The organism is Longimicrobium sp. (genome assembly GCF_036399255.1).
Taxonomy (GTDB): Bacteria; Gemmatimonadota; Gemmatimonadetes; order Longimicrobiales; family Longimicrobiaceae; genus Longimicrobium.
In genome coordinates this window covers 55553-76974 of sequence record NZ_DASWNM010000151.1, presented here as the reverse complement: position 1 = coordinate 76974, position 21422 = coordinate 55553, and the positions used below count along the sequence as shown (strand labels likewise).

Below are 21422 nucleotides of genomic sequence, written 5' to 3'. Positions count from 1 at the left end.
CGCCGGTTCGTCATCCCTCCCATCGGACCGCTACCGCCGGGCCGGGACCGCGGGGTGGCCGGCGGGCATGGGCATCAGCACCTGCCCCAGCGAGGGCGGCAGGGCCGAAAGGCGCCGCAGGAAGGCGGCGTAGCTCTCGTTGTTGCGCGCCAGCGGCTTGGGCGGCGGGGGGAGCGCGCGGATCCGCTCGCGCGTGGCCTGCATCCGCGCCGCCGTCCCCGGGTGCGTGGAGAACCACGACACCGTCTCGGTGGCGGGCACCCGCTGCTCTTCTTCCCACAGGGCGCTGAACAGGCTCAGCATCCCGCGCGGGTCCACGCCGGTCTGCACCAGGTAGCTCACCGCCAGCTGGTCGGCCTCCTGCTCGGCCGCGCGCGAGTTCTGCGCCTGCCACAGCTGGCCGCCCATCTCGATGGCCTCCTGCTGCAGCATGGGCTCGCGGTTCAGGATGATCTGGTACATCACCCGGGCCATGGAGCGCGTGCGCATCTGCCGCTGCAGGTTCTCGGCGCCGTGGCGGGCGGCCACGTGGCCGATCTCGTGCGCCAGCACCCCGGCCAGCTCCGACACGTCGCTGGTGCGCTCGATGAGGCCGCGGTTCACGTAGATGTGCCCGCCCGGCAGCGCGAACGCGTTGAGCGCCGGGCTGTCGACGATGTAGAAGTAGTACTGCAGGTCCGGCCGCCCGCTGTGCCGCGCGATCAGGCGGCCCAGGTCGTTCACGTACAGGTTCAGCGGAACGTCCTGCACCAGCGGCACCTGGCCGTTGATCTGCGTCGCGATCTGGTTGCCGATGGCGACCTCGCGCGTCTCGTTGACGCAGCCGCCCAGGGCCAGCGCGGCGGCCAGGGCCGCCGCGCGCAGCCGGCCGGCGCGGGGCCGGCTGTGCGGGGACGTTCCGCGCGGGCTCACCGGCGGCGGTCCGGCGGCGCGGGAAGCGAGGCCACCCGCGACCGGAAGCTCTGGAACGCCCGCGTGTCGGTCGTCAGGTTGCCGCCCTGCGCGCCCGGCGTCTGCGCGATGATGGCCCGCGTGTTGTTCACCCGCTCCTGCGTGGTGGGGTGCGTGCTGAACCACTGCTCCACGCGGCTGGGCTGGCGCTGCTGCATGCTCAGCAGCTCTTCGAAGAAGGTGGCCATTCCGTTGGGGTTGTACCCCGCGCGCACCAGGTACGCCACGCCCACCCGGTCGGCCTCGCGCTCGGCGTCGCGGCCGTAGCCGGCGAACATCGCGCCGCCGCCCAGCTGCACCGCCGTCTGCTCCACCCCCGACGGGTTGCGGCCCAGCAGCACGCCGTACAGCACGTTCAGCCCCAGGTTGGCGTTCTGGGCCCGCTGCAGCTGCTCGATGCTGTGCCGCTCGGCCACGTGGCCGATCTCGTGCGCCAGCACCCCGGCCAGCTCCGACACGTTGTCGGCGCGCTCGATGAGGCCGCGGTTCAGGTACACGTAGCCGCCGGGAAGGGCAAAGGCGTTGACAACGTCGGAGTTCACCACGTAGAAGTGATAGCGGATTCCACGCGGATCGGCGATGGCGGCCAGCTGCGATCCGATCTGGTTCACGTAGTTCAGCGTGGCCTGGTCGTTCAGCATGGGCATCTGGCGGTTGATCTGCGCCGAGTAGTCCGCGCCCAGGGCCACTTCCTGCTGCGTGCTCACCGCCGGGGCGCACCCCGCGGCGACGCCGGCGCCGCACAGGCAGGCTGCCGCCGCCGTGCGCCGGAACACGCGTCCAAGTGCTTGCGACATATGATTCTCCATGTGTGACGGGTGTGTCGTCTTGAACAGGGTGGGAAAGCAAGGACCGGACCATGTGAGCCCCCGGTGCTGAGCCGCCGCGAAGAGCGCCTGCTGCGGTCCCTTCGCCTGCGCAAAAGCCGTGAGGCGGAGGGGCTTTTCCTTGCCGAAGGGGTGCGCGCGGTGGAGGACCTGGCCGCCTCCCCCCTTCCCGTGCGGCTGGCCGTCGCCGCGTCCACGCTGGGGGACACCCCGCGAGGACGGTCGCTGCTGGATCTGCTTGCGTCGCAACGGGTTGCGGTGCACGAGGCCAGCGAGCGGGAGCTTGCCGCGCTGGCGGATACCGAGACGCCGCAGGGGATCCTGGCCGTGGCGCCGATCCCCCACGCCGGGCTGGACGACCTGCGTGTGGACGGGGAGCCCTCCGTGGTCCTGGTGCTGGACGCGGTGCAGGACCCCGGCAACTTCGGCACGCTGGCGCGCACGGCCGAGGCGCTGGGCGCGGCGGGGGTGGTGGCGCTGCCGGGGACGGTGGATCCGTGGAACCCCAAGTCCGTCCGCGCCGCCATGGGCTCTTCGTTCCGCCTTCCCATCGTCGCGGCGGAGTGGGACGCGCTGGCGTCGTGGCTGGCGCGGCGCGGGTTCCGTACCCTGGCCGCCGCGGCCGGCGGCGACCCGCTTCCCGATCCGCGCCCCGCCCGCGCCGCGCTGGTGCTGGGCAACGAGGGCGCGGGCGTGTCGGATGCCACGCGGGCGCGGGCGGATGGGACCGTGGGCATCCCCATCCGCGGGCGCGCGGAGTCGCTGAACGTGGCCGCCGCCGGCGCCATCCTGATGTACGAACTTCTTCGCTGAGAGACGGATGCAGATCCTGCTGATGGTCTACGCGGGCATCGTGGGCGCCTGCGTGGGCAGCTTTCTGAACGTCTGCGTCTACCGCTGGCCCGAGGACAGGTCCGTCGTCTCGCCGCCCAGCAGCTGTCCCGGCTGCGGGACGCGCATCAAGTGGTACGACAACGTGCCGGTGCTGGGGTGGATGTGGCTGCGGGGCAGGTGCCGGGCGTGCGGCGCGCCGATCTCCATCCAGTACCCGCTGGTGGAGCTGCTGACGGCGGCGCTGTGGGTGATGGCGGCGTGGCGTTTCGGCGCGACCTGGCAGACGCTGTCGGTGGCGCTGTTCTTCACCATCCTGCTGGGGATCGCGCTGTCGGACGCGCGCACCTACATCATCCCCGACCAGTTCACCCTGGGCGGGCTGGTGATCGGCCTGGCGCTCTCGTTCGCGCCGGGGGGGATTACGTGGAAGGACGCGTTCCTGGGGGCGGTGCTGGGATACGGGCTGCTGTGGCTGGTGGCGGTGCTGGGCGAGTGGGCGTTCAAGAAGCCCGCGATGGGGGGTGGCGACATCAAGATGATGGCGATGGTGGGCGCGTTCCTGGGCCCCATGGGCGTGCTGCTGACCATCTTCCTGGGCGCGCTGTTCGGCACGCTGATCTTTGCGCCCATCAGCATGCGCACGGGAAAGCTGGTCCCCTTCGGCATCTTCCTGGCCCTGGGCGCCGCCATCACCGAGCCCTTTGGCCAGGCGATGATCGACTGGTACGTCCGCAGCTTCCTGGTGGTGTAGTCAAAGGGGGGCGATGATCCCGGAGCCGCGCGCCGTCCGCCTCCAGGAGCGAATGAATTCGCCGCTGGAAAAACGCAAAGTCCGCCTGCGCGGACACCGTGGGCAGGCGCGGAGCGCACGACGATTTACGAGGTGAGGCGAGTAGATTCCTCGTCGCGCGCGGGACGTGGTGGTCTGGCGGAGTCCGGGTGTGCGCTCCTCGGAATGACAGGTTCGTGCGTCGGTCCGGACAAGCAGTTGAAGCCCCGTTCGGCGAGCGTAGCGAGCCGAGACGGGGCTTCTGGCCTTTCCAGCCGCGGGCTTTAGCCCGCGGAACCTGGCGTGCGGCAATCCGTCACCCGAACCGCCCGATCCCGAACCCCGCCACGTCCGCGCACCCTTCGCCGCGCGAGAGCAGCGCGCCGATGCGCTCGCCGGTGAGCGGGGCCAGCAGGATGCCGTTGCGAAAGTGGCCGGTGGCGTAGACCAGGTTGGGCACGTCGGGGTCCGCGCCCAGGATGGGGAAGCCGTCGGGGGTGCCGGGGCGCAGGCCGCTCCACGCCTCCGCCAGCGGCGCGTGCTCCAGCGCGGGGGCCACTTCGGTCGCGCCGTCGATCAGCCGGCGCAGCCCCCACGGCGTCACCGCCTTGCGATCGCCCGTGCGCTCCACCGTGGCGCCCACGATCAGCCGGCCGGAGGCGCGCGGCACCAGGTAGCAGCGCGGCGTGTTCACCACGTGCCGGAAGAGCGGCGGCACCGCCTCCAGCGCCAGCAGCTGCCCGTGCACCGGCTCCACTGGCAGCGGCCGCGGCAGCCCGTCCATCCGCCCCGCCCACGCGCCCCCCGCCAGCACCACCGCCCCCGCCGCGATCCGCTCGCCCCCGGCGCACTCCACCCCCGTGGCGCGGTCCCCCTCGCGCAGCAGGCGGACGGCGTGCGCGCCCAGCCGGAACCGCGCCCCCGCCCGCGACGCCGCCGACCAGAGCGCGGCCCCCAGCGCGCGGTTGTCCACCTGGTGGTCGCCGGCAAAGCGCAGCGCCATCCGCACGGCGGGCGTGAGCGCCGGCTCCGCCCCCCGCGCCTCCTCCGCCGTCAGCCGCTCCACCGGAAGCCCGGCGGCGGACTGCCAGCGCCAGCGCGCCTCCAGCTCCGCTTCGTCCTCCCGCCGCAGCGCCGTGTAGAGCGTCCCCGCGTCCGCGTACGACACGTCCACCCCCGTCTCCTCGCGCAGGGCGGCGGCGTACGCCGGGTACATCGCCCGCGCGGCCAGCAGCAGCTCCAGGAAGGGCCCGGGCTCGTTTGCCTCCGCCAGCGGCGACAGCATGCCGGCGGCGGCCCAGCTGGCCTCCATCCCCGGCGTGCCGCGCTCCAGCACGACGACCGAAAGCCCGTCGCGCGCGGCGCGGCGGGCGATGGCGCATCCGATCACTCCCCCGCCCACGATCACCACGTCGGCGGCGCTGTCGCTCTTCATCAATCCTGATCTTTACGGAACAGATTGGCCTCACACAGAGTCAGCAGAGTTAGCAGAGTAAAAACTCTGTTGACTCTGCTGACTCGTGTGAGGCCTTCTTTGCCTTTATTCGGGCGCGGACTCGGCCAGGTACGCCTCGAACAGCCGCACGGTGCTCTCCACGTCCCGCGGGTCAACGGCCTCGAACGGCGAGTGCGAATAGCGGATGGGGGGCGCCACCAGCAGCGTCTCCATCCCCTGCCGCACCAGGTGCGCGCCGTCGGACGAGTAGTGGTACAGCACCACGTCCTGCACCGGGATGTCGTGCTCCTGCGCCACGGCACGCAGCTCGGCGATCAGCCGGCGCGAGTAGTGGACGGATGAGTCGCGGTGCACCAGCGCCGGCCCGCCGCCCAGCCGCACCGGCATGTGCGCCTCGGCCACCGTGGGGATGTCGCCCGCCAGGCCGTTGTCGATGATGAAGCCCACGTCGAACGTGCGCCCGTCGCGCGCCAGGCTGCTGGCGCCCACCATCCCGATCTCCTCCTGCACCGTCAGCGCCAGCGTCACGTCGAAGCGCGGCTTGCGCTCCGCCAGCCGCCGCGACAGTTCCACCAGCACCGCCACCCCCAGCCGGTCGTCCATCGCCTTGCCCACCAGCAGCCGGCCCACCTTCGAGATCCCCGGGTCCCACACCATCCGCGTCCCCACCCCGATCCCCGCCTCCGCCGCCTCCTCCGCCGTCATACCCAGGTCGATGAACAGGTCGTCCCACGACAGCCGGGTGCGGTCCCGCTGCTCCGGCGTGAGCGCGTGCCCCGTGGTGGTCGCCAAAATCCCCGGGACCTCGCCCCCGTCCGCCAGGATGCGGAAGCGCTGGCCGATGAAGTAGGGAAAGGAAAAGACGTCGCGCTCGCCCGGCAGCACGCGCAGAAAACCGTCCGCCGTGACGGAGCGGACGATGAGCGACAGCTCGTCCGCGTGCGCCGCCAGCAGCACCCTGGGGCCCGGCCCGGGGATGTGGAGGAACAGGTTGCCCACCGGGGTGAGGGTCACCTCGCCGCGGCCCTCCCACTGGCGGGCCACCCACCCGGTGACCGCCTCTTCCTGCCCCGTGGGGCCGGGCAGGTCGCACAGCGTGCGGAGCAGCTCTTCCATGCGTCCCGTCTCCTCGCCCGCCGGGGTGGCCAGGCGCGCTCCGCGCGTCTGCGGCGGATTCGCGGTGAGCGCCTGGTACGCGCCGGCCTCCACCCGTTCGCCGGGGGCCGTGTCCCGGGTCCTGAAGTCGCTCATCTTTCGTTGCCTTCGGAATTCCCGTGTTCCCCGCGCGGATCGCCGATCCCCTGCGCCCTGTAGCTGCGCGACAGCTCCACGTAATGGCCCGCGCTGGTCTGTATCCAGCGCAGCGACTCCCCCTGCAGCTCCTTCTTGACCACCGCCGGCGACCCCGCCGCCAGCGTCCTGGGGGGCACCGTGGAGCCCTGTCCCACCACCGCGCCCGCCGCGATCAGCGCCTCGTCGCCCACCGTCGCCTTCTGCAGCACCACGGCGTTCATCCCGATCAGCGCGCCCCGCCCCACCGTGCAGCTTTCCAGCACCGCCCCGTGCCCGATGGTCACGTCCGGGCCGATGAGCGTCGCGCCCTGCCTGCTAACGTGCAGCACCACGTTGTCTTGGACACTGGTGCGCGCGCCCACGCGAATTTCGAACTCCGGCTCGTCCCCGCGGATCACCGCGCCGAACCACACGCTGGCCTCCGCCTCGATGGTCACGTTGCCGATCACCGTCGCGTTGGGGGCGATGAACGCGGTGGGATGGATGCGGGGGTGGATGCCGGCGAAGGGAAGGATGACACCCATCAGCCGTCCTCCCCCAGCACCCGCGCCAGCCGCGCCCCGTCCACGTTGCCGCCGGTCAGCACCACCGCCGCCGGGCCGGCCATCCGCTCCACCGCCCCCTCCAGCACCGCCGCCACCCCCACCGCCGCCGATCCCTCCGCCACGATCCCCTCCTCCTCGAACAATCGCCGCATGGCGTGGCGCACCGCGGCCTCCGTCACCAGCACCACCCCGTCCACCACCCGTGCCGCCAGGGCCAGGCTGCGCGCGTCCACGTCTCCCGACAGCCCCTCGCACAACGTCTCGCCGTACGGCGGCGAGGTCAGCCGGCCGGCGGCGAGGGACGCGTGCATGGCCGCCGTCTCCTCCGTCTGCACGCCGACGACGCGGATGCCGCTCCCCATCGCCCGCGCCACGATGCCGATTCCCCCCGCGATCCCCCCGCCGCCCACGGGAACCACGAGGGTCCGCACCTCCGGGAGATCCCGCACGATCTCCAGCCCCACCGTCCCCTGGCCCGCGACCACGGCGGGGTCGCTGAAGGCGTGGACGAAGGTAGCCCCCGTCCGCGCCGCGTGCGCCTCCGCCGCGTGGTGCGCCTCGTCGTAGCCGCCCTGCACCTCGCGCAGCTCCGCGCCGTGGCGGGCGATGCGCCGCTTCTTGGCCTCCGGCGCGCTGGAGGGGACGAAGACGAGCGCCCGCGCGCCCAGGAGCGCCGCCGCCAGCGCCACCCCCTGCCCGTGGTTCCCCGCGGACGCCGTCACCAGCCCCCGCGCGCGCTCCTCGGCGGAGAGCGAGGCGATGGCGTTGTAGGCGCCCCGCAGCTTGAACGAGCCGGTGCGCTGCAAGGTTTCCAGCTTCAGCCAGACGTCCGTCCCCGCGCGCTCCGAAAGCCAGGCGGAGCGCTCCAGCGGCGTGCGCCGGGCGACGCCCTCCAGCCGCCGCGCCGCCACCAGCACGTCCGCCAGCGCGGGAAACGCCTCCATCACCGGTGCACCCGCCTCGTCCGCGGCCGCCGTGACCGCGGGTTGGGAATGGAACGTGCGGGCGCGCGCGGCCCTGTTCACGGAAGGCGGAACACGGCGGTGCGCTCCACCGCGTGGCTGGTGGACGCCAGCCGCGCCACGGCCGTCAGCTCGCCGCGGGTCCCGGCGGGCGGGGTCCAGCGCTCGGCGAAGGTCCAGGTGGCTCCCGGCGCCAGGGTGCGCGTCTGCAGCGCCTGGGCAAAGCCCCGGTCCGCCGACCAGCGCCACAGCTCGCGCCCGCCCGCGCCGCGCACGGCGAAGTCGTGCGTCTGGGCGCTGTTGAAGGCCACGGGGACCGGCGCCTCGTACGGGTTGGTCACCTGCAGGGTGAAGACCACCGTGTCGCCCGCCGTCTCCACCGAAAGGGACGAGACGAGCGCCGCCTGGGCGGGCGCGGGCGGCGGCGCCATTCCGTCGGGCGGGGGCGGCAGCGGCCGCGTGCAGGCCGCCAGCGCGGCGAGCAGCAGCAACATACGTCGGCGCGGCGGGGCGGAATGGCGCATCGGGTCGGGACCGGGGGTGCGGGTGAGGGTGCAAAGCGAACGTTCGATCGCGATCCATCACCCGGACCGGCAAATTAGACGCCAGCGAGAATCGGCGTCAAGCAAGGATTCCCGCGCCGCCGCGGCGGGCTTGCGAAAATTTTCACAAGCGCGCCGTGACGTGCTTGCGAAAAATTTCACAAGCTCCTATATTGGGCTCGCCACCACCCCCTGGAGCCCGGAAAGGCGCGGAAATGAAAGCGAATTCACCGGGGCCGGGGGGACGGAGAAAAGGGCAGGACCCGGCGCAGCTGGCGGGGATCGGAATTCAGTTCGCGGTGGTGCTGGTCGCCTTTCTGTTCGCGGGAAAGTGGCTGGACGACCGCCTGGGCACGGAGCCCTGGCTGCTGATGGCGGGGGTGTTCGTGGGATTCGGGCTGAGCGTGTTCTGGATGTACCGCCGCCTGGTGCTGGGCGACCGGGAGGACCCGTGAAGCGCGGGACGATGATCGCGGCGGCGGGGGTGCTGGTGATCGGCGCCCTGGTGTACGCGGCCGGGCTCACCCTCGCGCAGCCGGACGCGCGCGGGGACATGGCCACCGGAGTGCTGGTGGGCGTCGCCTTTCAGCTCCTGGTGCTGCTGATCGCCGCGGTGGCCTTTCCCGACAACGCCCTGGCGGCGTACGGGGTGGGAATGCTGGGCCGGCTGCTGCTGGTGATCGTGGCCGCGCTGGTGATCATTCCCGCGGCGGGGCTGCAGCCTGAGCCCTTTCTGTATTCGCTGGTGACGGTGCTGTTCGCAACCACACTGCTGGAACCGGTCGCCCTGGCGGCCGGTGCACGGAACCCAAAGGGTCGATGATCTCCACGATTGCAGTGCTCCTTGCCCTGGCGGGCGCGCCGCAGCAGGCGGACCCCGTCCACGCGCCGCCCCCGCAGGGCGACCCGTACGGCACGGCCGACACGCACGCGCCGGCCGCCGCCCCCTCCGGGCAGGGCGCGGTCGAGACCATGGGCGGCACCCAGGACCACGGCGCCGACCCCAACGCCGGCCACGCCCCCGCGGCCGCCGGCGAGCACGGCGCCGCGGCCGAAGAGGGCCACGGCGGCGGCGGGCAGATCGACTTTCTGCACCACATCCAGGACTCGCGCGAGTGGGAGCTGCCGGGAACGGTGCTCCACTTTCCCGCGGCCGGCTCGTGGATGGTGGGGCCCATCGACATGACCCCCACCAAGCACGTGCTCTTCCTGGGGTTCGCGGCGCTGCTGACGCTCCTTACCCTGCTGGGCGGCGCGGGGCTGGCCGCGCGCGCCGGGGCGGGGCGCACCGGCGGCAAGCGCCACAACCTCATCGAGGCCATGGTGCTGTACGTCCGCAACGAGGTGGTGATGCCCAACGTGGGGCACGGTGGCGAAAAGTACGCGCCGTTCATCGTCACCCTGTTCTTCTTCATCCTGTTCAACAACCTGCTGGGGCTCATCCCCTACGGCAGCACGCCCACCGCGGGGATCTCGGTCACCATCGGCCTGGCGTTCCTGGTCTTCCTGGTGGTGGAGGTCGGCGGGATGATGGCGGTGGGGCCCAGGCAGTACTGGCACACCATCTGGTTCGTCCCCAAGGGGATGAACCCCATCGCGGGGAACCTGATGGCGGCGGCGCTCATGCCCATCGAGCTGTCGGGCAAGTTCGTGCGCCCCATCGCGCTGGCCATCCGCCTGATGGCGAACATGACCGCGGGGCACATCGTGCTCCTGGCCATCATCTCGCTCATCTTCGTCTTCGGCAGCTGGGCCGTCCTTCCCGCGCCGGTGCTGATGGCGGTGGCGATCACGTTCCTGGAGCTGTTCGTGGCGTTCCTGCAGGCGTTCATCTTCGCCATGCTGGCCAGCGTGTTCATCGGCCTGGTGCGGCACGCACACTGAGGAAAGTGCGGAAGTGCGGAAGTGGTTTCGGAGTGAGGCAGCGTACTGTGCGGCTCCACTAACGCACTCACGCACTGATCGATAGGCTGGAGGGCTCGCGGAGAAGCCCGAATCTCTCCGCCGGCGGGGGATCGCTCCACCCCCGTCGTACAGTACCCGGGAGATGGGCGCCCGGGGAGGACGCGCGGCGAAAGGCCGGCTTTGGCGTCCGCGGGCCGCGGGTCCGCGCGAGCAGTGCCCGAGACGAATTGAACTCCTTTTTGTGGAGATACCGAGATGATCCTCCAGGAAGTCGCGAACGGCCTCACCAACGGCCTGCTGGGCGCCGGCATCGGCGCCGGCCTCGCCGTGATCGGCGCCGGCATCGGCATCGGCATGATCGGCCGCGGCGCCACCGAGGGCATGGCCCGCCAGCCCGAGATCGCCGGCACCATCCAGACGGGCGCGCTGATCCTTGCGGCCTTCGTCGAAGGCGCGGCGCTGTTCGCCATCGTGGTGACGTTCCTGATCCAGGGTAAGGTCTGAGCCACCCGGACCGACCGGGCCCCCGCGGGCGTACCGCGGGGGTCCCCCGGAACATTTTTCTTTACCGATAGATCAGCCATGCGCCGCTCGCTCTTTGCCATCACGGCCCTGCTCTTCACCGCCACGCCGCTCCTTGCGCAGGAGCACGGCGAGGGTGGCGGCGGCGGCGGCCTGCTCTCGGTGAACCCGGGGCTCACCATCTGGACGATCGTCATCTTTTTGATCGTCCTGGCGATTCTCAGCAGGGCCGCCTATCCCAAGATCCTGGGCGCGGTGGAAGCGCGTGAACGGCACATCGCCGAGCTCACCGAGGCCGCCGAGCGCGACCGCGCCGAGGCCGCCGCGCTGGCCGCCGAGAACCGGCAGCTGGTCGAGGACACGCGCGCCCGGGTGCACGGCGCCGTCGAGGAGGCCCGCGGCCAGGCCGAGAAGATGCGCGCCGAGGTGATGGACGCCGCCAACCGCGAGCGCCAGGAGATGCTGGAGCGCGCCCGCCGCGACATCGCCAGCGAGCGCGAGATGGCGCTGGACTCGGTGCGCCGCGACGCGGTGGTGCTGGCCATGGCCGCGGCCGAAAAGCTGGTGCGCCGCAACCTGGACACGGAAGACAACCGCCGCCTGGTGCGCGAGTCGCTGGCCCAGATGGCGCAGACCCCCGCGAGGGCCTGAGCCGTGCGCGCCGAGATCATCTCCCGCAACTACGCCGAGACGCTGCTGGCGCTGGCCGAGCGCAGCGGCGGCCCCGGGGCGCTGGACGAGTTCGGGCGGGCCATCGACGAGCTGGCCGGGATGCTGGCCAGCGACCCCCGCACGCGCCAGTTCCTGGAGACGCCGCAGGTGCGCCCGGAGCAGAAGAAGGAGGCGCTGCGGCAGGCGCTGGCCGGCCGCGCGCCCGAGCTGTTCGTGCGCTTCGTGATGGTGCTGGTGGACAAGCGCCGCCAGACGCTGCTGCCGGAGATCGCGCAGGCGTACCGCACGCTGGTGGACCAGCGGATGGGGCGCGCGCGGGTGGACGTGGCCATCAGCCACGCCCCCGACGAGGCGCTGCAGGCCGAGATCCAGCGCGCGCTGGAGGTGCAGCTGGGCCGCACGGTGATCCCCACCTACCGCGTGGACCCCGAGCTGCTGGGCGGCATGGTGCTGCGGCTGGGCGACGAGATCCTGGACAGCTCGGTGCGCAGCAGCGCCGCGCAGCTGCGCCGCCGCCTGATGGACACGCAGCTTCCGGCGGCCGTGAACGGATAGGGAATAGGGAATAGGGAACAGGGAACAGCCTGCAACTGAACGTGCGGGCGTCTGACTCTTCCCGTATCCCTGGACGGCACTGGGCACTAGGCACTGGGCACTAGGCACTTCCTCTCCAGCGGCGCGCTGGACCCTGATAGAGCGAGGACAACGATGGCGACGGCGGATACCCAGCTTCGCGCAAGCGAGATCAAGAACGTGCTGCTCGGCGAGATCGAGCGGTACGAGGACGTTCTGCAGGCAGAGCAGGTGGGCTCGGTGCTCGAGGTAAAGGACGGCATCGCGCGCGTCTACGGCCTCCAGGGCACCATGGCCAGCGAGATGCTCGAGTTCACCGCCGGCGAGACGGGGCAGGTGATCACCGGGCTGGCGCTGAACCTGGAAGAAGACAACATCGGCGCGGTGGTGCTGGGCGACTGGACGGTCCTCCACGAGGGCGACCAGGTGCGCCGCACCGCCCGCGTGCTCGACATTCCCGTGGGCCCCGGCTACCTGGGCCGCGTGGTGAACCCGCTGGGCGAGCCCATCGACGGCAAGGGCCCCATCGCCAGCGTGGCGCGCCGCCAGGTGGACATCGTGGCGCCGGGCATCGTGCTCCGGAAGCCCGTGGGCGAGCCCATGCAGACGGGCCTCAAGGCCATCGACGCCCTGATCCCCATCGGCCGCGGCCAGCGCGAGCTCATCATCGGCGACCGCGGCACGGGGAAGACGGCCATCGCCATCGACACCATCATCAACCAGAAGGGCCAGGGCGTCGTCTGCGTGTACGTCGCCATCGGCCAGAAGGCGTCGACGGTGGCGGGCGTGGTGCAGCGGCTGACGGACGCCGGCGCCATGGAGTACTCCATCGTCGTCGCGGCGACGGCGTCGGACCCCGCCCCCATGCAGTACATCGCGCCGTACGCGGGCACCGCGCTGGCCGAGTACTTCATGTACACCAAGAACGAAGAGGGGAAGGGCATGCCCACCCTCTGCGTGTACGACGACCTGAGCAAGCAGGCCGTGGCGTACCGGCAGATGTCGCTGGTGCTGCGCCGCCCCCCGGGTCGCGAGGCGTACCCGGGCGACGTGTTCTACCTGCACAGCCGCCTGCTGGAGCGCGCGGCCAAGCTGAGCGACGCCGAAGGCGGCGGCTCGCTGACCGCGCTGCCGATCATCGAGACGCAGGCCGGCGACGTGTCGGCGTACATCCCGACCAACGTGATCTCCATCACGGACGGGCAGATCTTCCTGGAGAGCAACCTGTTCTACTCGGGCGTGCGCCCGGCGGTGAACGTGGGCATCAGCGTGAGCCGCGTGGGCGGCAGCGCGCAGATCAAGGCCATGAAGAAGGTGGCCGGCAAGCTGAAGGGCGAGCTGGCGCAGTACCGCGAGCTCGAGGCGTTCGCCGCCTTCGGCAGCGAGCTCGACGCGGTGACGCAGCGCCAGCTGGCGCGCGGCGCGCGGTCGGTCGAGATCCTGAAGCAGGGCCAGTACGCGCCGGCGGCGGTGGAGCACCAGGTGGCGATCATCTACGCGCTCACCAACGGCTACCTGGACGGCGTGGACCTGCCGATGGTCAAGGCGTGGGAGCGCGACTTCCACGTGTACCTGCGCACGCAGCACCCGCAGGTCATGGAGTCCATCCGCACCAACCGCGACCTGACGGCCGACAACGAGCAGGCGCTCAAGGCGGCCATCGAGCGGTACTCGGAGCTGTTCTCCGATCCGCACTCGCCGGTGGGCACCGACGACTACCAGAACAGCGCCATCCTGCACGAGACCGACGCCGACCGGCGGATGTCGGAGGAGCAGCTGCGCATGGCGTCGAAGCCCGAGACCAACGCCGCGGGCGCACGGCAGTCGTACTGAAGTGCGGGAGTGCGGAAGTGCGTGAGTGCGGAAGTCAATGCGCTCACGTACTCCCGCACCAACGCACGAACGCACTCACGCACTGATCGATCACGGCGTGCGTCTTTCGATAAGAGCCTGACATGGCCAAAGCCAGAGAACTGAAGGGCCGCATCCGCTCGGTCCAGAACACGCGCAAGATCACCCGGACGATGGAGATGGTGTCCACGTCCAAGCTGAAGCGCGCGCAGGACCGGGTGGCGGCGGCGCGGCCGTACGCGGAGCGGCTGGCCGGCGTCATCAGCCGGCTGCTGACGCCCGAGCTGGCGGCGCGCTACCCGCTGCTGCGCCAGCCGGCGCAGGTGCGGCGCGCGGCGGTGCTGCTCATCACCAGCAACCGCGGCCTGGCGGGCGCCTTCAACGCCAACCTGATCCGCGAGGCCCGCAACCTGCTGGCCCGCCTGCGCGCCGAGGGCGCCGAGGCGGAGCTGCACGCGACCGGGAAGAAGGGGATCCAGTTCTTCCGCTTCGCGGGCGAAACGCTGCACACCTCGGTCAGCGACATCGGCGACAAGCCGGGGGCCGAGGACGCGCAGCGGCTGGTGGACGGGCTTACCCAGCGGTTCGTGGACGGCGAGCTGGACGCGGTGTACGTGGTGTACGCCAAATTCAACTCGGCGCTTTCGACTCCGCCCACCACCATGAACCTGCTTCCCGTGGTGGCGCCCGAGGGTGCCGAGACGGGCGAGCTGGACTACATCCTGGAGCCCGGGGCCGACGAGATCCTGGGCAAGATCCTGCCGCTGTACGTGCGCAACAGCGTGTACCGGGCGCTGGTGGAAACCAGCGCGGCGGAGCACGGCGCGCGGCGCACGGCCATGAAGAACGCCACCGACAACGCCAGCGACCTGCTGGAAAGCCTGTCGCGTACGTACAACCGCGTTCGCCAGGCGGCCATCACGCAGGAGATCGCCGAGATCGTCGGCGGCGCGGCGGCGCTGGAATAGACACGGTCCACGAAAAGGAGAACCATACATGGCAGCCATTGCCCCCGAGCGGGCCACCGTGCCCGCGGGCACGCTCAACGTGGGCCGCGTGGTCCAGGTCATCGGACCGGTCATCGACGCCGAGTTCGAAGGCCAGCTCCCTGAGATCTACAACGCGCTGGTCATTCGCCAGCCCGCCGCCGAGGGCCGTCCGGCGCTGGCGGTGACGCTCGAGGTGCAGCAGCACATCGGCCGCAACCAGGTGCGCGCGGTGTCGATGGAGCCCACCGACGGCGTGGTGCGCGGCATGGAGATCGTCGACACCGGCAGCTTCATCAGGGTGCCGGTGGGCGCGGCGGCGCTGGGCCGCATTCTGAACGTGCTGGGCGACCCGGTGGACGAGCGCGGCGAGATTCCCGCCACCTCCGAGCGCTGGCCCATCCACCGCAACGCCCCGGCGTTCGTGGACCTGGAGAGCACCACCGAGGTGCTGGAGACGGGGATCAAGGTGGTGGACCTGCTGACCCCGTACGTGAAGGGCGGCAAGATCGGCCTGTTCGGCGGCGCCGGCGTGGGCAAGACGGTGGTCATCCAGGAGCTCATCAACAACATCGCCATGGGGCACGGCGGCCGCTCGGTGTTCGCCGGCGTGGGCGAGCGCACCCGCGAGGGCACCGACCTGTGGCTGGAGTTCCGCGAGGCGGGGCTCATCAAGGACGACAACCTGGCCGACAGCAGCGTGGCGCTGGTCTACGGGCAGATGAACGAGCCGCCCGGCGCGCGCCTGCGCGTGGCGCTGGCGGGGCTGACGGTGGCGGAGTACTTCCGCGACGTCGAGAAGCAGGACGTGCTGTTCTTCGTGGACAACATCTTCCGCTTCACCCAGGCCGGCTCCGAGGTGTCCGCCCTTCTGGGCCGCATGCCGAGCGCCGTGGGGTACCAGCCCACGCTGGCCACCGAGATGGGCGGCCTGCAGGAGCGCATCACGTCGACCCGCGAGGGCTCCATCACCTCGGTGCAGGCCATCTACGTGCCCGCCGACGACCTTACGGACCCGGCGCCCGCGACGGCCTTCGCGCACCTCGACGCCACGACGGTGCTCAGCCGCGCGCTGACGGAGATCGGCATCTACCCCGCGGTGGACCCGCTCGACTCGACGTCGCGCATCGTGGACCCGCAGTTCATCGGCGAGCGCCACTACAACGTGGCCACGGCGGTGCAGCGCATCCTGCAGCGCTACAAGGAGCTGCAGGAGATCATCGCCATCCTGGGCATGGACGAGCTGTCGGAAGAGGACAAGGTCACGGTGGGCCGCGCCCGCCGCATCCAGCGCTTCCTGTCGCAGCCGTTCCACGTGGCCGAGCAGTTCACGGGCACGCCGGGCGCGTACGTGAAGCTCGAGGACACCATCGCGAGCTTCGAGCGCGTGGTGGCGGGCGAGTTCGACCACCTGCCGGAGCAGGCGTTCTACATGGTGGGCGGCATCGAGGGCGTGATCGAGAAGGCCCGCAAGCTCGAGGCGGGCGGCTGATGGCGGCCCCGGCGGCGGGCGCGGAGACCGGCGGGGCGCTGCACGTCACGGTGCTCTCGCCGGAGCGCACGGTCTACGAGGGGGTGGCGGATTCGGTGACGGCCCCCGCGCACAACGGCAGCCTGGGCATTCTGCGCGGGCACGCGCCGCTGATGGCGCTGCTGGGCGAGGGTGCCCTGCGCATCCGCACCGGCGGGCAGGAGCTGCGCTTTCAGGTGTCGGGCGGCTTTCTGCAGGTGGCCAACAACGAGGTCACCGTCCTCAGCGAGCGCGCCGACGCGGCGTAGTTCCTGGTCCGCGGAGAAAAACGAAGACGCAGAGGCTGATCGAGCCTCTGCGTTTTCTTTTGTCCGCGGACATCGTGTATGATCCAGATCCGCAAAAGAATGGCCTCACACGGAGTCAACGGAGTCAACGGAGTTTTCTCGTGCCGCTTCCTCTGCGCTCGCTGTCGGAAACGCTGGTCCGTGGTGAGCGGAGGCATGGCGCGCCGGTCGGCGAGGCACGAGCCGGCGTGGGATGTCGGGAACGGGAGAGGGATGGAAATGCGGCAGGGGGCCATCCGCGTTTTTTCGAGGGGATGCGTATCGGCCGATGATCTCCCGTAGCGCACGGGAATAAGAGGTACGCACCACCTGATGCGCGATCTTGCGGATCATCCGCCACGCCCACCGCCGGGGTGTGCGACACGGTTCCCGGCCGCCCTCAACGCGTACAGCGAGCCGCTTCCCGTTTCGGGCAGCTTTCTCGATATTCATCCACGCGCCACATCACCCACTCGCCGGCCCTGACGATGAAGCGGAAGCGCCAGCCGGGTGCGTATCGCTCGGCTGCGACTGGTTGGCGCAGCAGACATGTGAGGCGACAGGCGGTTGTGTTTTCCGGCCGTGCCTACTTGTATTTGGCGCAGGTTTGTGAGACATTCATCGCTCGACGGTTCCCCCCCCTTCGCCCGTTTCTGGAGGATCTCGTGAAGCTGAACCCCGAAGCACTGACGGTTACGTCGTTCGACCCGACGCCCGAGCCGTACTACCCGTCGCTGCCCGGCACCGACGGACCCACGCCGGCCACGCACTGCTACGACTGTCCGCCGGCCTCGTTCCCCTGCTGATCCGCACACACCCGGACTGGGAGCCTCCGATGAAGCTGAATCCCGAAGAGCTGGACGTGACGTCGTTCGACACCGGCGCCGAGGCCGACTACCTCTCGCCCGTCACCATCCGGACGATCAACGATCCCACGGCCGCCACGCGCTGCTTCGTCTGCCCGCCGGCCACGTCGGACTGCTACTGAGCCCGCACGGTCCGCGCTTGGGCTTCAGGCGGCCCGCGCTTTTGGTTGCACCGTACGAACGCAGATGAGGCGGCTGGTGACAGCCGTCCAGGGACGGGCGGGGTGTACCGCTCCGCACGTCCCACCCGTCCACTGGCGGTAACCCAAGACCTCGAGGATTCCCATGAAGCTGCATCCCGAAGACCTGGACGTGACCTCGTTCGACACCGGCACCGAGAACGTCGACGTGGTCGCCACCACCACGACCAGGGATCCCAACGATCCCACGCCGGCCACGTTCTGCCGCATCTGCCCGGAGTACCCGTGAAGCTGCACCCCGAAGACCTGGACGTGACCTCGTTCGACACCGGCCCCGAGCAGGAGGACGCGGTCATCGGCACCATCAAGACCAACGATCCCACGCCGGGCACCTGGTGCCGCATCTGCCCCGTGGGCACGGACGCCTGCTACTGAGCCCGTTGCTGTCCGCCGTGCGGACGCCGCTTCGCGTGCGTCCGCCGGCGTACGGCCGTCCGTAGATACGCGCGCGGTGTCCGGTGGCAAGTCGGCCGCCGCGCGACATTCAACACCCGAGGGAGCATCCCCATGAAGCTGAACACCGAAGACGTGGTCGTGACCTCCTTTCAGACGGAGGAGCGCAGCGTGAAGGACCCGGCCACCGACCCGGTCACCATCGACACCGATGAGCCCACGCCGGCCACGCACTGCTACGTGTGCCCGGAAGACACGCCCAAGTGCTGGTAGCCTGACCAACCCCCCTACCCTGAGGAACGTCCCATGAAGCTGAATCCCGAAGAGCTGAACGTGTCGTCGTTCGACACGAGCGCCGAAGCGCTCGACGCCGACACCGCGGCGGTGTACGGGCCCATCATCATCAAGGACCCGACCGCGGCCACCCGCTGCTTCATCTGCCCGGCGGAAACGTACAACTACTGCTACTGATCCGTCCCCCCTGAACCCCGAGCCGGAGCGTTTCCATGAAGCTGAATCCCGAAGAGCTGGTGGTGGCCTCGTTCGATACCGGGGCGGACGCCGTCAAGGCGCCGGGTGGCACCTACGAGCCCACGCCCATGACGTTCTGCTACTGGTGCCCCGGCGAGACGTACGACTGCCCGATCTTCACCGACCCGGGCACCGTCGTCGGCTAGGACGCATCCGGCCGGGCGAATTCCATCAGGAGGTCGCCGGTGGCGGAAACACGAAAGGGGAGCCCGCGAGGGCTCCCCTTTCGGCGTGGTGGGGCGGCTGATGCCGGATCGGGAAGAGACGAACGTCCGCGATGTGCCGCTCACCTCCGATCGCGGTGATGGCGGATGGTTCTCAAGATCGCGCATCAGGTGGTCGTGACTGCCTGTTCCTGTGCGCTGCCGACGCCATCCGGCGATCCGTATCTCCCTCAAAAAACGCGGATGGCCCCCTGCCGCATTCCATCCTCCTCCGTTCCCGACATCCCACGCCGGCTCATGCCTCGTCGGCCGGCGCGCCATGCCTCCGCTCACCACGGATCAGAGTCTCGGACGGTGAGAAGGAAACGGCCCGCCGTTGCTGGCTATTCCCTATTCCCTATTCCCTATTCCCTATTCCCTACCCCCGAGCCGAGATCAGAGCGCCGCGTCCAGGTACAGGTCCACCCGCCAGCCCGTGGGGCTCCGCAGCGCGCGCGCCAGGTCCAGCCGGATCAGCCCGTCCAGGAAGCTGGCGCCCACGCCGGCGGAGAGGAGCGGGGGATCGAAGTCCCACGCGTCGCGCGCACCCACCCAGCCGGCGTCGCTGAACAACACCAGCCGCGCGGCGGGGAGCGGCGTAGCCAGCTCCGCCCGCGCCCGCCAGAACGACTCGCCGCCCAGCAGCGCGCCGCGGTAGCCGCGCACCGTCGACGGGCCGCCCAGGTACCACAGCCCCTGCACCGGCACGTCGCCGGTGGTGGTCCCCGCCGCCGCCTCCAGCGCAAGGGCAAAGCGCCCCAGCGAAGGCGCCGCCATGCGGGCGAACGCCTGCCCCCGGCCAAAGCCGAAGGTCCCCGTCTGCCCCTCCAGCCCCGTCCCCAGCGTCAAGCGCGCAGGCGAGCGGTCGCCGCCGAAGTCGCGGGAAAGGGATACGCCCAGCCCCGCCTGGTCCGCGTCGTCCGCCGCGCGCACCTCGTGAAACGGGTCCGAGTCCCACGCGCGCGCCAGGGAGAACTGCGTGTTGCGCTGGACCGCGTGCTGGTGCTCGCCGAACGCGCGCCAGGCCAACGACCACCGCCCGTCGCGCACGGGGCGGCCGGTGAGCTCCGCGCCGGTGGCCCGGAAGTACTCCGCCTCGTCGCGGCCAAAGAGCAGCGCGTTCAGCGACGCGCCGATGCCGAACGCGCGCGCCGCCGGGTCGAACGCCGTCAGCCGCCGGTAGCCGGCGACGCGGGTGCGCCGCGCCAGCGTCTCGCGCGCCACCCCGATCTCCACGTTGGGCTCGCGGTCCGCCAGCCCGATGCGCGCCTCGCCGTCGATGGCCAGCGGTCCCCACGCCACGTCCGCCCGCGCCCCGATGGACAGCCCCTCCACGCGGTTGTAGCGCAGCATCCGCAGCCCGGCGATCTGCGTCGTCAGGTCCGGACGAAAGTCGCCCATGCTTCCCAGCGAGGGGGTGAGCACGCGGGCCAGCGACTCCACCTCTTCGCCGGTGATCAGCCGCGCGCCCTCGCTGGCCAGCGGCGGCGGCAGGTCGGCGCTGGTCAGCAGCGAGGCCGTGTCCGCCGGCACGTCCACCCGCCAGCGGCGGCAGCGGTTCCACTGGCACTGGCACGTCTCGCCCGCGGCTTCCGCGTCGCGCTTGCAGACGGTCTCGGCCGAGGTGTCGCGCTGCGCCAGCGTGGCCACCGGCGCCTGCTGCGGCGCCGCCGACGCCTGTACCTCGTAGTCGCTGTAGCTGCGCTCGAAGCGCACCGGCATGCCGGCCACCATCCCCAGGTTGGCCTCCATGTCGATGGCCATCAGCCGCGGCAGCCACCACCGTCCCTGCACCAGCGCGTACTCCACCGTCACGTACCGCACCGTGGCGCGCACGCCGCCCATGATGTTGATGATGCCGGGGACGTCCTCGTCCACGTCGCGGCTCAGGTCGAACGGACGCGCCGTCGTGAGCACGCTGCGGGCGACGCCGTGCGTCTGCGAGTCGATCCACAGCGACCCGCGCAGCAGCCGGAACTCGCGCCGCCGGGGGATGATCTCCAACTGCACCAGCCGCAGCTGCGACCCGTCGGGGAGGCGCACGACGGTGGTCTCGCCGGTGCGGAAGCGGTAGTGCGCCTCGCTTCCCGGGCTCAGCGGGTCGACCGGCTCCACGTCGACCTGCACGCTGATGGTGTCGTTCTGGCGCTCCACCACGTTCTCGCGCTCGTCCTCTTCGTCGTCGTCCACCCCCAGGCTTCCCGCGCCGAACTGGAACAGGCTCAGCTGCAGCTCGTCGGGGTCGAAGGCCAGGTTGGTCGCCTCGCCGGGCAGGTCGCCGGGGACCTCGGCGCCGCGGCTGGTGGCGGGGCTCACCTCGCGCGCGCCCAGCACCTGCACCACGCCGCTCTGCCCGCGGCGCCACTCGATGCGCACCGCCATCTCGCCCCCGAACAGCGTGCGGTCGCGGCTGAGCGCCTCCACGCCGGCGTGCGTGCGCTGGCGGGCGGTCACGCGGTACAGGTCGATGGCGCGCTCCACGCGGGCGCGGCGCTCGCGGGCGCCGCGCAGCAGGTCGGCGGCGCCTCGGTCCATGTAGGCCGAAAGGGTGTCCTGCGGTGTCGCCGCGGGAAGCGCGGCGGGGGTGCCCTGGAACAGAACGGCCAGGGCGGCGGCAATCAGCATCGGGGGATCTCCGGGTCGGGTAGGTTGCGCGCGTCCTGCTACGCCACACGGTGCACGTGAGTTTCATCGTCCTCGGCGGATGACCGGCAAAGGGGCAGGGGCGGTCGTCCGCGCCTGCC

27 protein-coding genes are annotated in these 21422 nt (G+C 71.0%); 19 read left to right on the top strand and 8 right to left on the bottom strand.

What is annotated here, in order from left to right; translation table 11 throughout:
• Nucleotides 1–30: 30 nt before the first annotated feature.
• Both VGC13_RS29040 and VGC13_RS29035 read right to left on the bottom strand, forming a co-directional pair.
• The gene (locus tag VGC13_RS29040) at nt 31–912 is read right to left on the bottom strand and encodes a M48 family metallopeptidase (protein WP_331128834.1); all 882 of its coding nucleotides are present in this window, start codon (nt 910–912) and stop codon (nt 31–33) included.
• A complete protein-coding gene (locus VGC13_RS29035) occupies nt 909–1748 on the bottom strand; it encodes a M48 family metallopeptidase (RefSeq protein WP_331128833.1) in 840 nt (279 codons plus the stop codon). The genes VGC13_RS29040 and VGC13_RS29035 overlap by 4 nt, the downstream gene beginning before the upstream one ends.
• A gap of 75 nt (nt 1749–1823) precedes the next feature.
• On the opposite strand from VGC13_RS29035, the gene VGC13_RS29030 reads away from it, so the two are divergent.
• Nucleotides 1824–2591 (top strand): RNA methyltransferase, encoded by a 768-nt coding sequence (locus VGC13_RS29030; RefSeq protein ID WP_331128832.1) that lies wholly within the window; start codon nt 1824–1826, stop codon nt 2589–2591.
• Between the two features lie 7 nt (nt 2592–2598).
• A complete protein-coding gene (locus VGC13_RS29025) occupies nt 2599–3363 on the top strand; it encodes a prepilin peptidase (RefSeq protein ID WP_331128831.1) in 765 nt (254 codons plus the stop codon).
• Between the two features lie 334 nt (nt 3364–3697).
• Here VGC13_RS29025 and thiO read toward each other — a convergent pair whose 3' ends face one another.
• From thiO to VGC13_RS29000, 5 genes are all read right to left on the bottom strand, one after another.
• Complete coding sequence (gene thiO, locus VGC13_RS29020; protein WP_331128830.1) at nt 3698–4816, bottom strand: glycine oxidase ThiO; 1119 nt, start codon at nt 4814–4816, stop codon at nt 3698–3700.
• Nucleotides 4817–4921: 105 nt separating this feature from the next.
• On the bottom strand, nt 4922–6088 hold the full coding sequence (locus VGC13_RS29015; RefSeq protein ID WP_331128829.1) for a M42 family metallopeptidase: 1167 nt from the start codon (nt 6086–6088) through the stop codon (nt 4922–4924).
• Nucleotides 6085–6654 (bottom strand): gamma carbonic anhydrase family protein, encoded by a 570-nt coding sequence (locus VGC13_RS29010; RefSeq protein WP_331128828.1) that lies wholly within the window; start codon nt 6652–6654, stop codon nt 6085–6087. The genes VGC13_RS29015 and VGC13_RS29010 overlap by 4 nt, the downstream gene beginning before the upstream one ends.
• Nucleotides 6654–7700: a threonine/serine dehydratase gene (locus VGC13_RS29005; protein WP_331128827.1), complete on the bottom strand. Its 1047-nt coding sequence runs from the start codon at nt 7698–7700 to the stop codon at nt 6654–6656. The genes VGC13_RS29010 and VGC13_RS29005 overlap by 1 nt, the downstream gene beginning before the upstream one ends.
• Nucleotides 7697–8131 (bottom strand): BsuPI-related putative proteinase inhibitor, encoded by a 435-nt coding sequence (locus VGC13_RS29000; protein WP_331128826.1) that lies wholly within the window; start codon nt 8129–8131, stop codon nt 7697–7699. Before VGC13_RS29000 ends, VGC13_RS29005 begins: the two co-directional genes overlap by 4 nt.
• 263 nt (nt 8132–8394) lie before the next feature.
• Between VGC13_RS29000 and VGC13_RS28995 the strand changes: the two genes are divergently transcribed.
• The 17 genes from VGC13_RS28995 to VGC13_RS28915 all read left to right on the top strand — a co-directional run bounded on the left by VGC13_RS28995 (nt 8395) and on the right by VGC13_RS28915 (nt 18621).
• On the top strand, nt 8395–8634 hold the full coding sequence (locus VGC13_RS28995) for an AtpZ/AtpI family protein (protein ID WP_331128825.1): 240 nt from the start codon (nt 8395–8397) through the stop codon (nt 8632–8634).
• A complete protein-coding gene (locus tag VGC13_RS28990) occupies nt 8631–9002 on the top strand; it encodes a hypothetical protein (protein ID WP_331128824.1) in 372 nt (123 codons plus the stop codon). Before VGC13_RS28995 ends, VGC13_RS28990 begins: the two co-directional genes overlap by 4 nt.
• On the top strand, nt 8999–10063 hold the full coding sequence (gene atpB / locus VGC13_RS28985; protein ID WP_331128823.1) for a F0F1 ATP synthase subunit A: 1065 nt from the start codon (nt 8999–9001) through the stop codon (nt 10061–10063). Before VGC13_RS28990 ends, atpB begins: the two co-directional genes overlap by 4 nt.
• A 276-nt stretch (nt 10064–10339) precedes the next feature.
• Nucleotides 10340–10588 (top strand): ATP synthase F0 subunit C, encoded by a 249-nt coding sequence (gene atpE, locus VGC13_RS28980; RefSeq protein ID WP_331128822.1) that lies wholly within the window; start codon nt 10340–10342, stop codon nt 10586–10588.
• Nucleotides 10589–10666: 78 nt separating this feature from the next.
• Nucleotides 10667–11257, top strand: a complete 591-nt coding sequence (gene atpF / locus VGC13_RS28975) for a F0F1 ATP synthase subunit B (protein WP_331128821.1) — start codon at nt 10667–10669, stop codon at nt 11255–11257.
• A 3-nt stretch (nt 11258–11260) separates the two neighbouring features.
• Nucleotides 11261–11833 carry an ATP synthase F1 subunit delta gene (atpH, locus tag VGC13_RS28970; RefSeq protein WP_331128820.1) on the top strand — a complete coding sequence of 191 codons (573 nt, stop codon included), beginning with the start codon at nt 11261–11263 and terminating at the stop codon, nt 11831–11833.
• A 153-nt stretch (nt 11834–11986) separates the two neighbouring features.
• Nucleotides 11987–13684: a F0F1 ATP synthase subunit alpha gene (atpA, locus tag VGC13_RS28965; protein ID WP_331128819.1), complete on the top strand. Its 1698-nt coding sequence runs from the start codon at nt 11987–11989 to the stop codon at nt 13682–13684.
• Nucleotides 13685–13806: 122 nt separating this feature from the next.
• On the top strand, nt 13807–14670 hold the full coding sequence (gene atpG, locus VGC13_RS28960; RefSeq protein ID WP_331128818.1) for an ATP synthase F1 subunit gamma: 864 nt from the start codon (nt 13807–13809) through the stop codon (nt 14668–14670).
• Nucleotides 14671–14698: 28 nt separating this feature from the next.
• Nucleotides 14699–16180, top strand: coding sequence for a F0F1 ATP synthase subunit beta (gene atpD, locus VGC13_RS28955; protein WP_331128817.1), 1482 nt, complete (start codon nt 14699–14701; stop codon nt 16178–16180).
• Nucleotides 16180–16467, top strand: coding sequence for a F0F1 ATP synthase subunit epsilon (locus VGC13_RS28950; RefSeq protein ID WP_331128816.1), 288 nt, complete (start codon nt 16180–16182; stop codon nt 16465–16467). Before atpD ends, VGC13_RS28950 begins: the two co-directional genes overlap by 1 nt.
• A 683-nt stretch (nt 16468–17150) precedes the next feature.
• Complete coding sequence (locus VGC13_RS28945; protein ID WP_331128815.1) at nt 17151–17291, top strand: hypothetical protein; 141 nt, start codon at nt 17151–17153, stop codon at nt 17289–17291.
• A 29-nt stretch (nt 17292–17320) separates the two neighbouring features.
• Entirely contained in the window at nt 17321–17473 is a 153-nt protein-coding gene (locus VGC13_RS28940) for a hypothetical protein (RefSeq protein ID WP_331128814.1), read from the top strand.
• A gap of 163 nt (nt 17474–17636) precedes the next feature.
• On the top strand, nt 17637–17780 hold the full coding sequence (locus VGC13_RS28935) for a hypothetical protein (protein ID WP_331128813.1): 144 nt from the start codon (nt 17637–17639) through the stop codon (nt 17778–17780).
• On the top strand, nt 17777–17926 hold the full coding sequence (locus VGC13_RS28930) for a hypothetical protein (RefSeq protein WP_331128812.1): 150 nt from the start codon (nt 17777–17779) through the stop codon (nt 17924–17926). The genes VGC13_RS28935 and VGC13_RS28930 overlap by 4 nt, the downstream gene beginning before the upstream one ends.
• A 132-nt stretch (nt 17927–18058) precedes the next feature.
• Nucleotides 18059–18217, top strand: a complete 159-nt coding sequence (locus tag VGC13_RS28925; protein WP_331128811.1) for a hypothetical protein — start codon at nt 18059–18061, stop codon at nt 18215–18217.
• A gap of 33 nt (nt 18218–18250) precedes the next feature.
• The gene (locus VGC13_RS28920; RefSeq protein WP_331128810.1) at nt 18251–18415 is read left to right on the top strand and encodes a hypothetical protein; all 165 of its coding nucleotides are present in this window, start codon (nt 18251–18253) and stop codon (nt 18413–18415) included.
• A 35-nt stretch (nt 18416–18450) separates the two neighbouring features.
• Complete coding sequence (locus tag VGC13_RS28915; protein ID WP_331128809.1) at nt 18451–18621, top strand: hypothetical protein; 171 nt, start codon at nt 18451–18453, stop codon at nt 18619–18621.
• A 453-nt stretch (nt 18622–19074) separates the two neighbouring features.
• Here VGC13_RS28915 and VGC13_RS28910 read toward each other — a convergent pair whose 3' ends face one another.
• Complete coding sequence (locus tag VGC13_RS28910) at nt 19075–21303, bottom strand: BamA/TamA family outer membrane protein (protein WP_331128808.1); 2229 nt, start codon at nt 21301–21303, stop codon at nt 19075–19077.
• Nucleotides 21304–21422 lie beyond the last annotated feature (119 nt).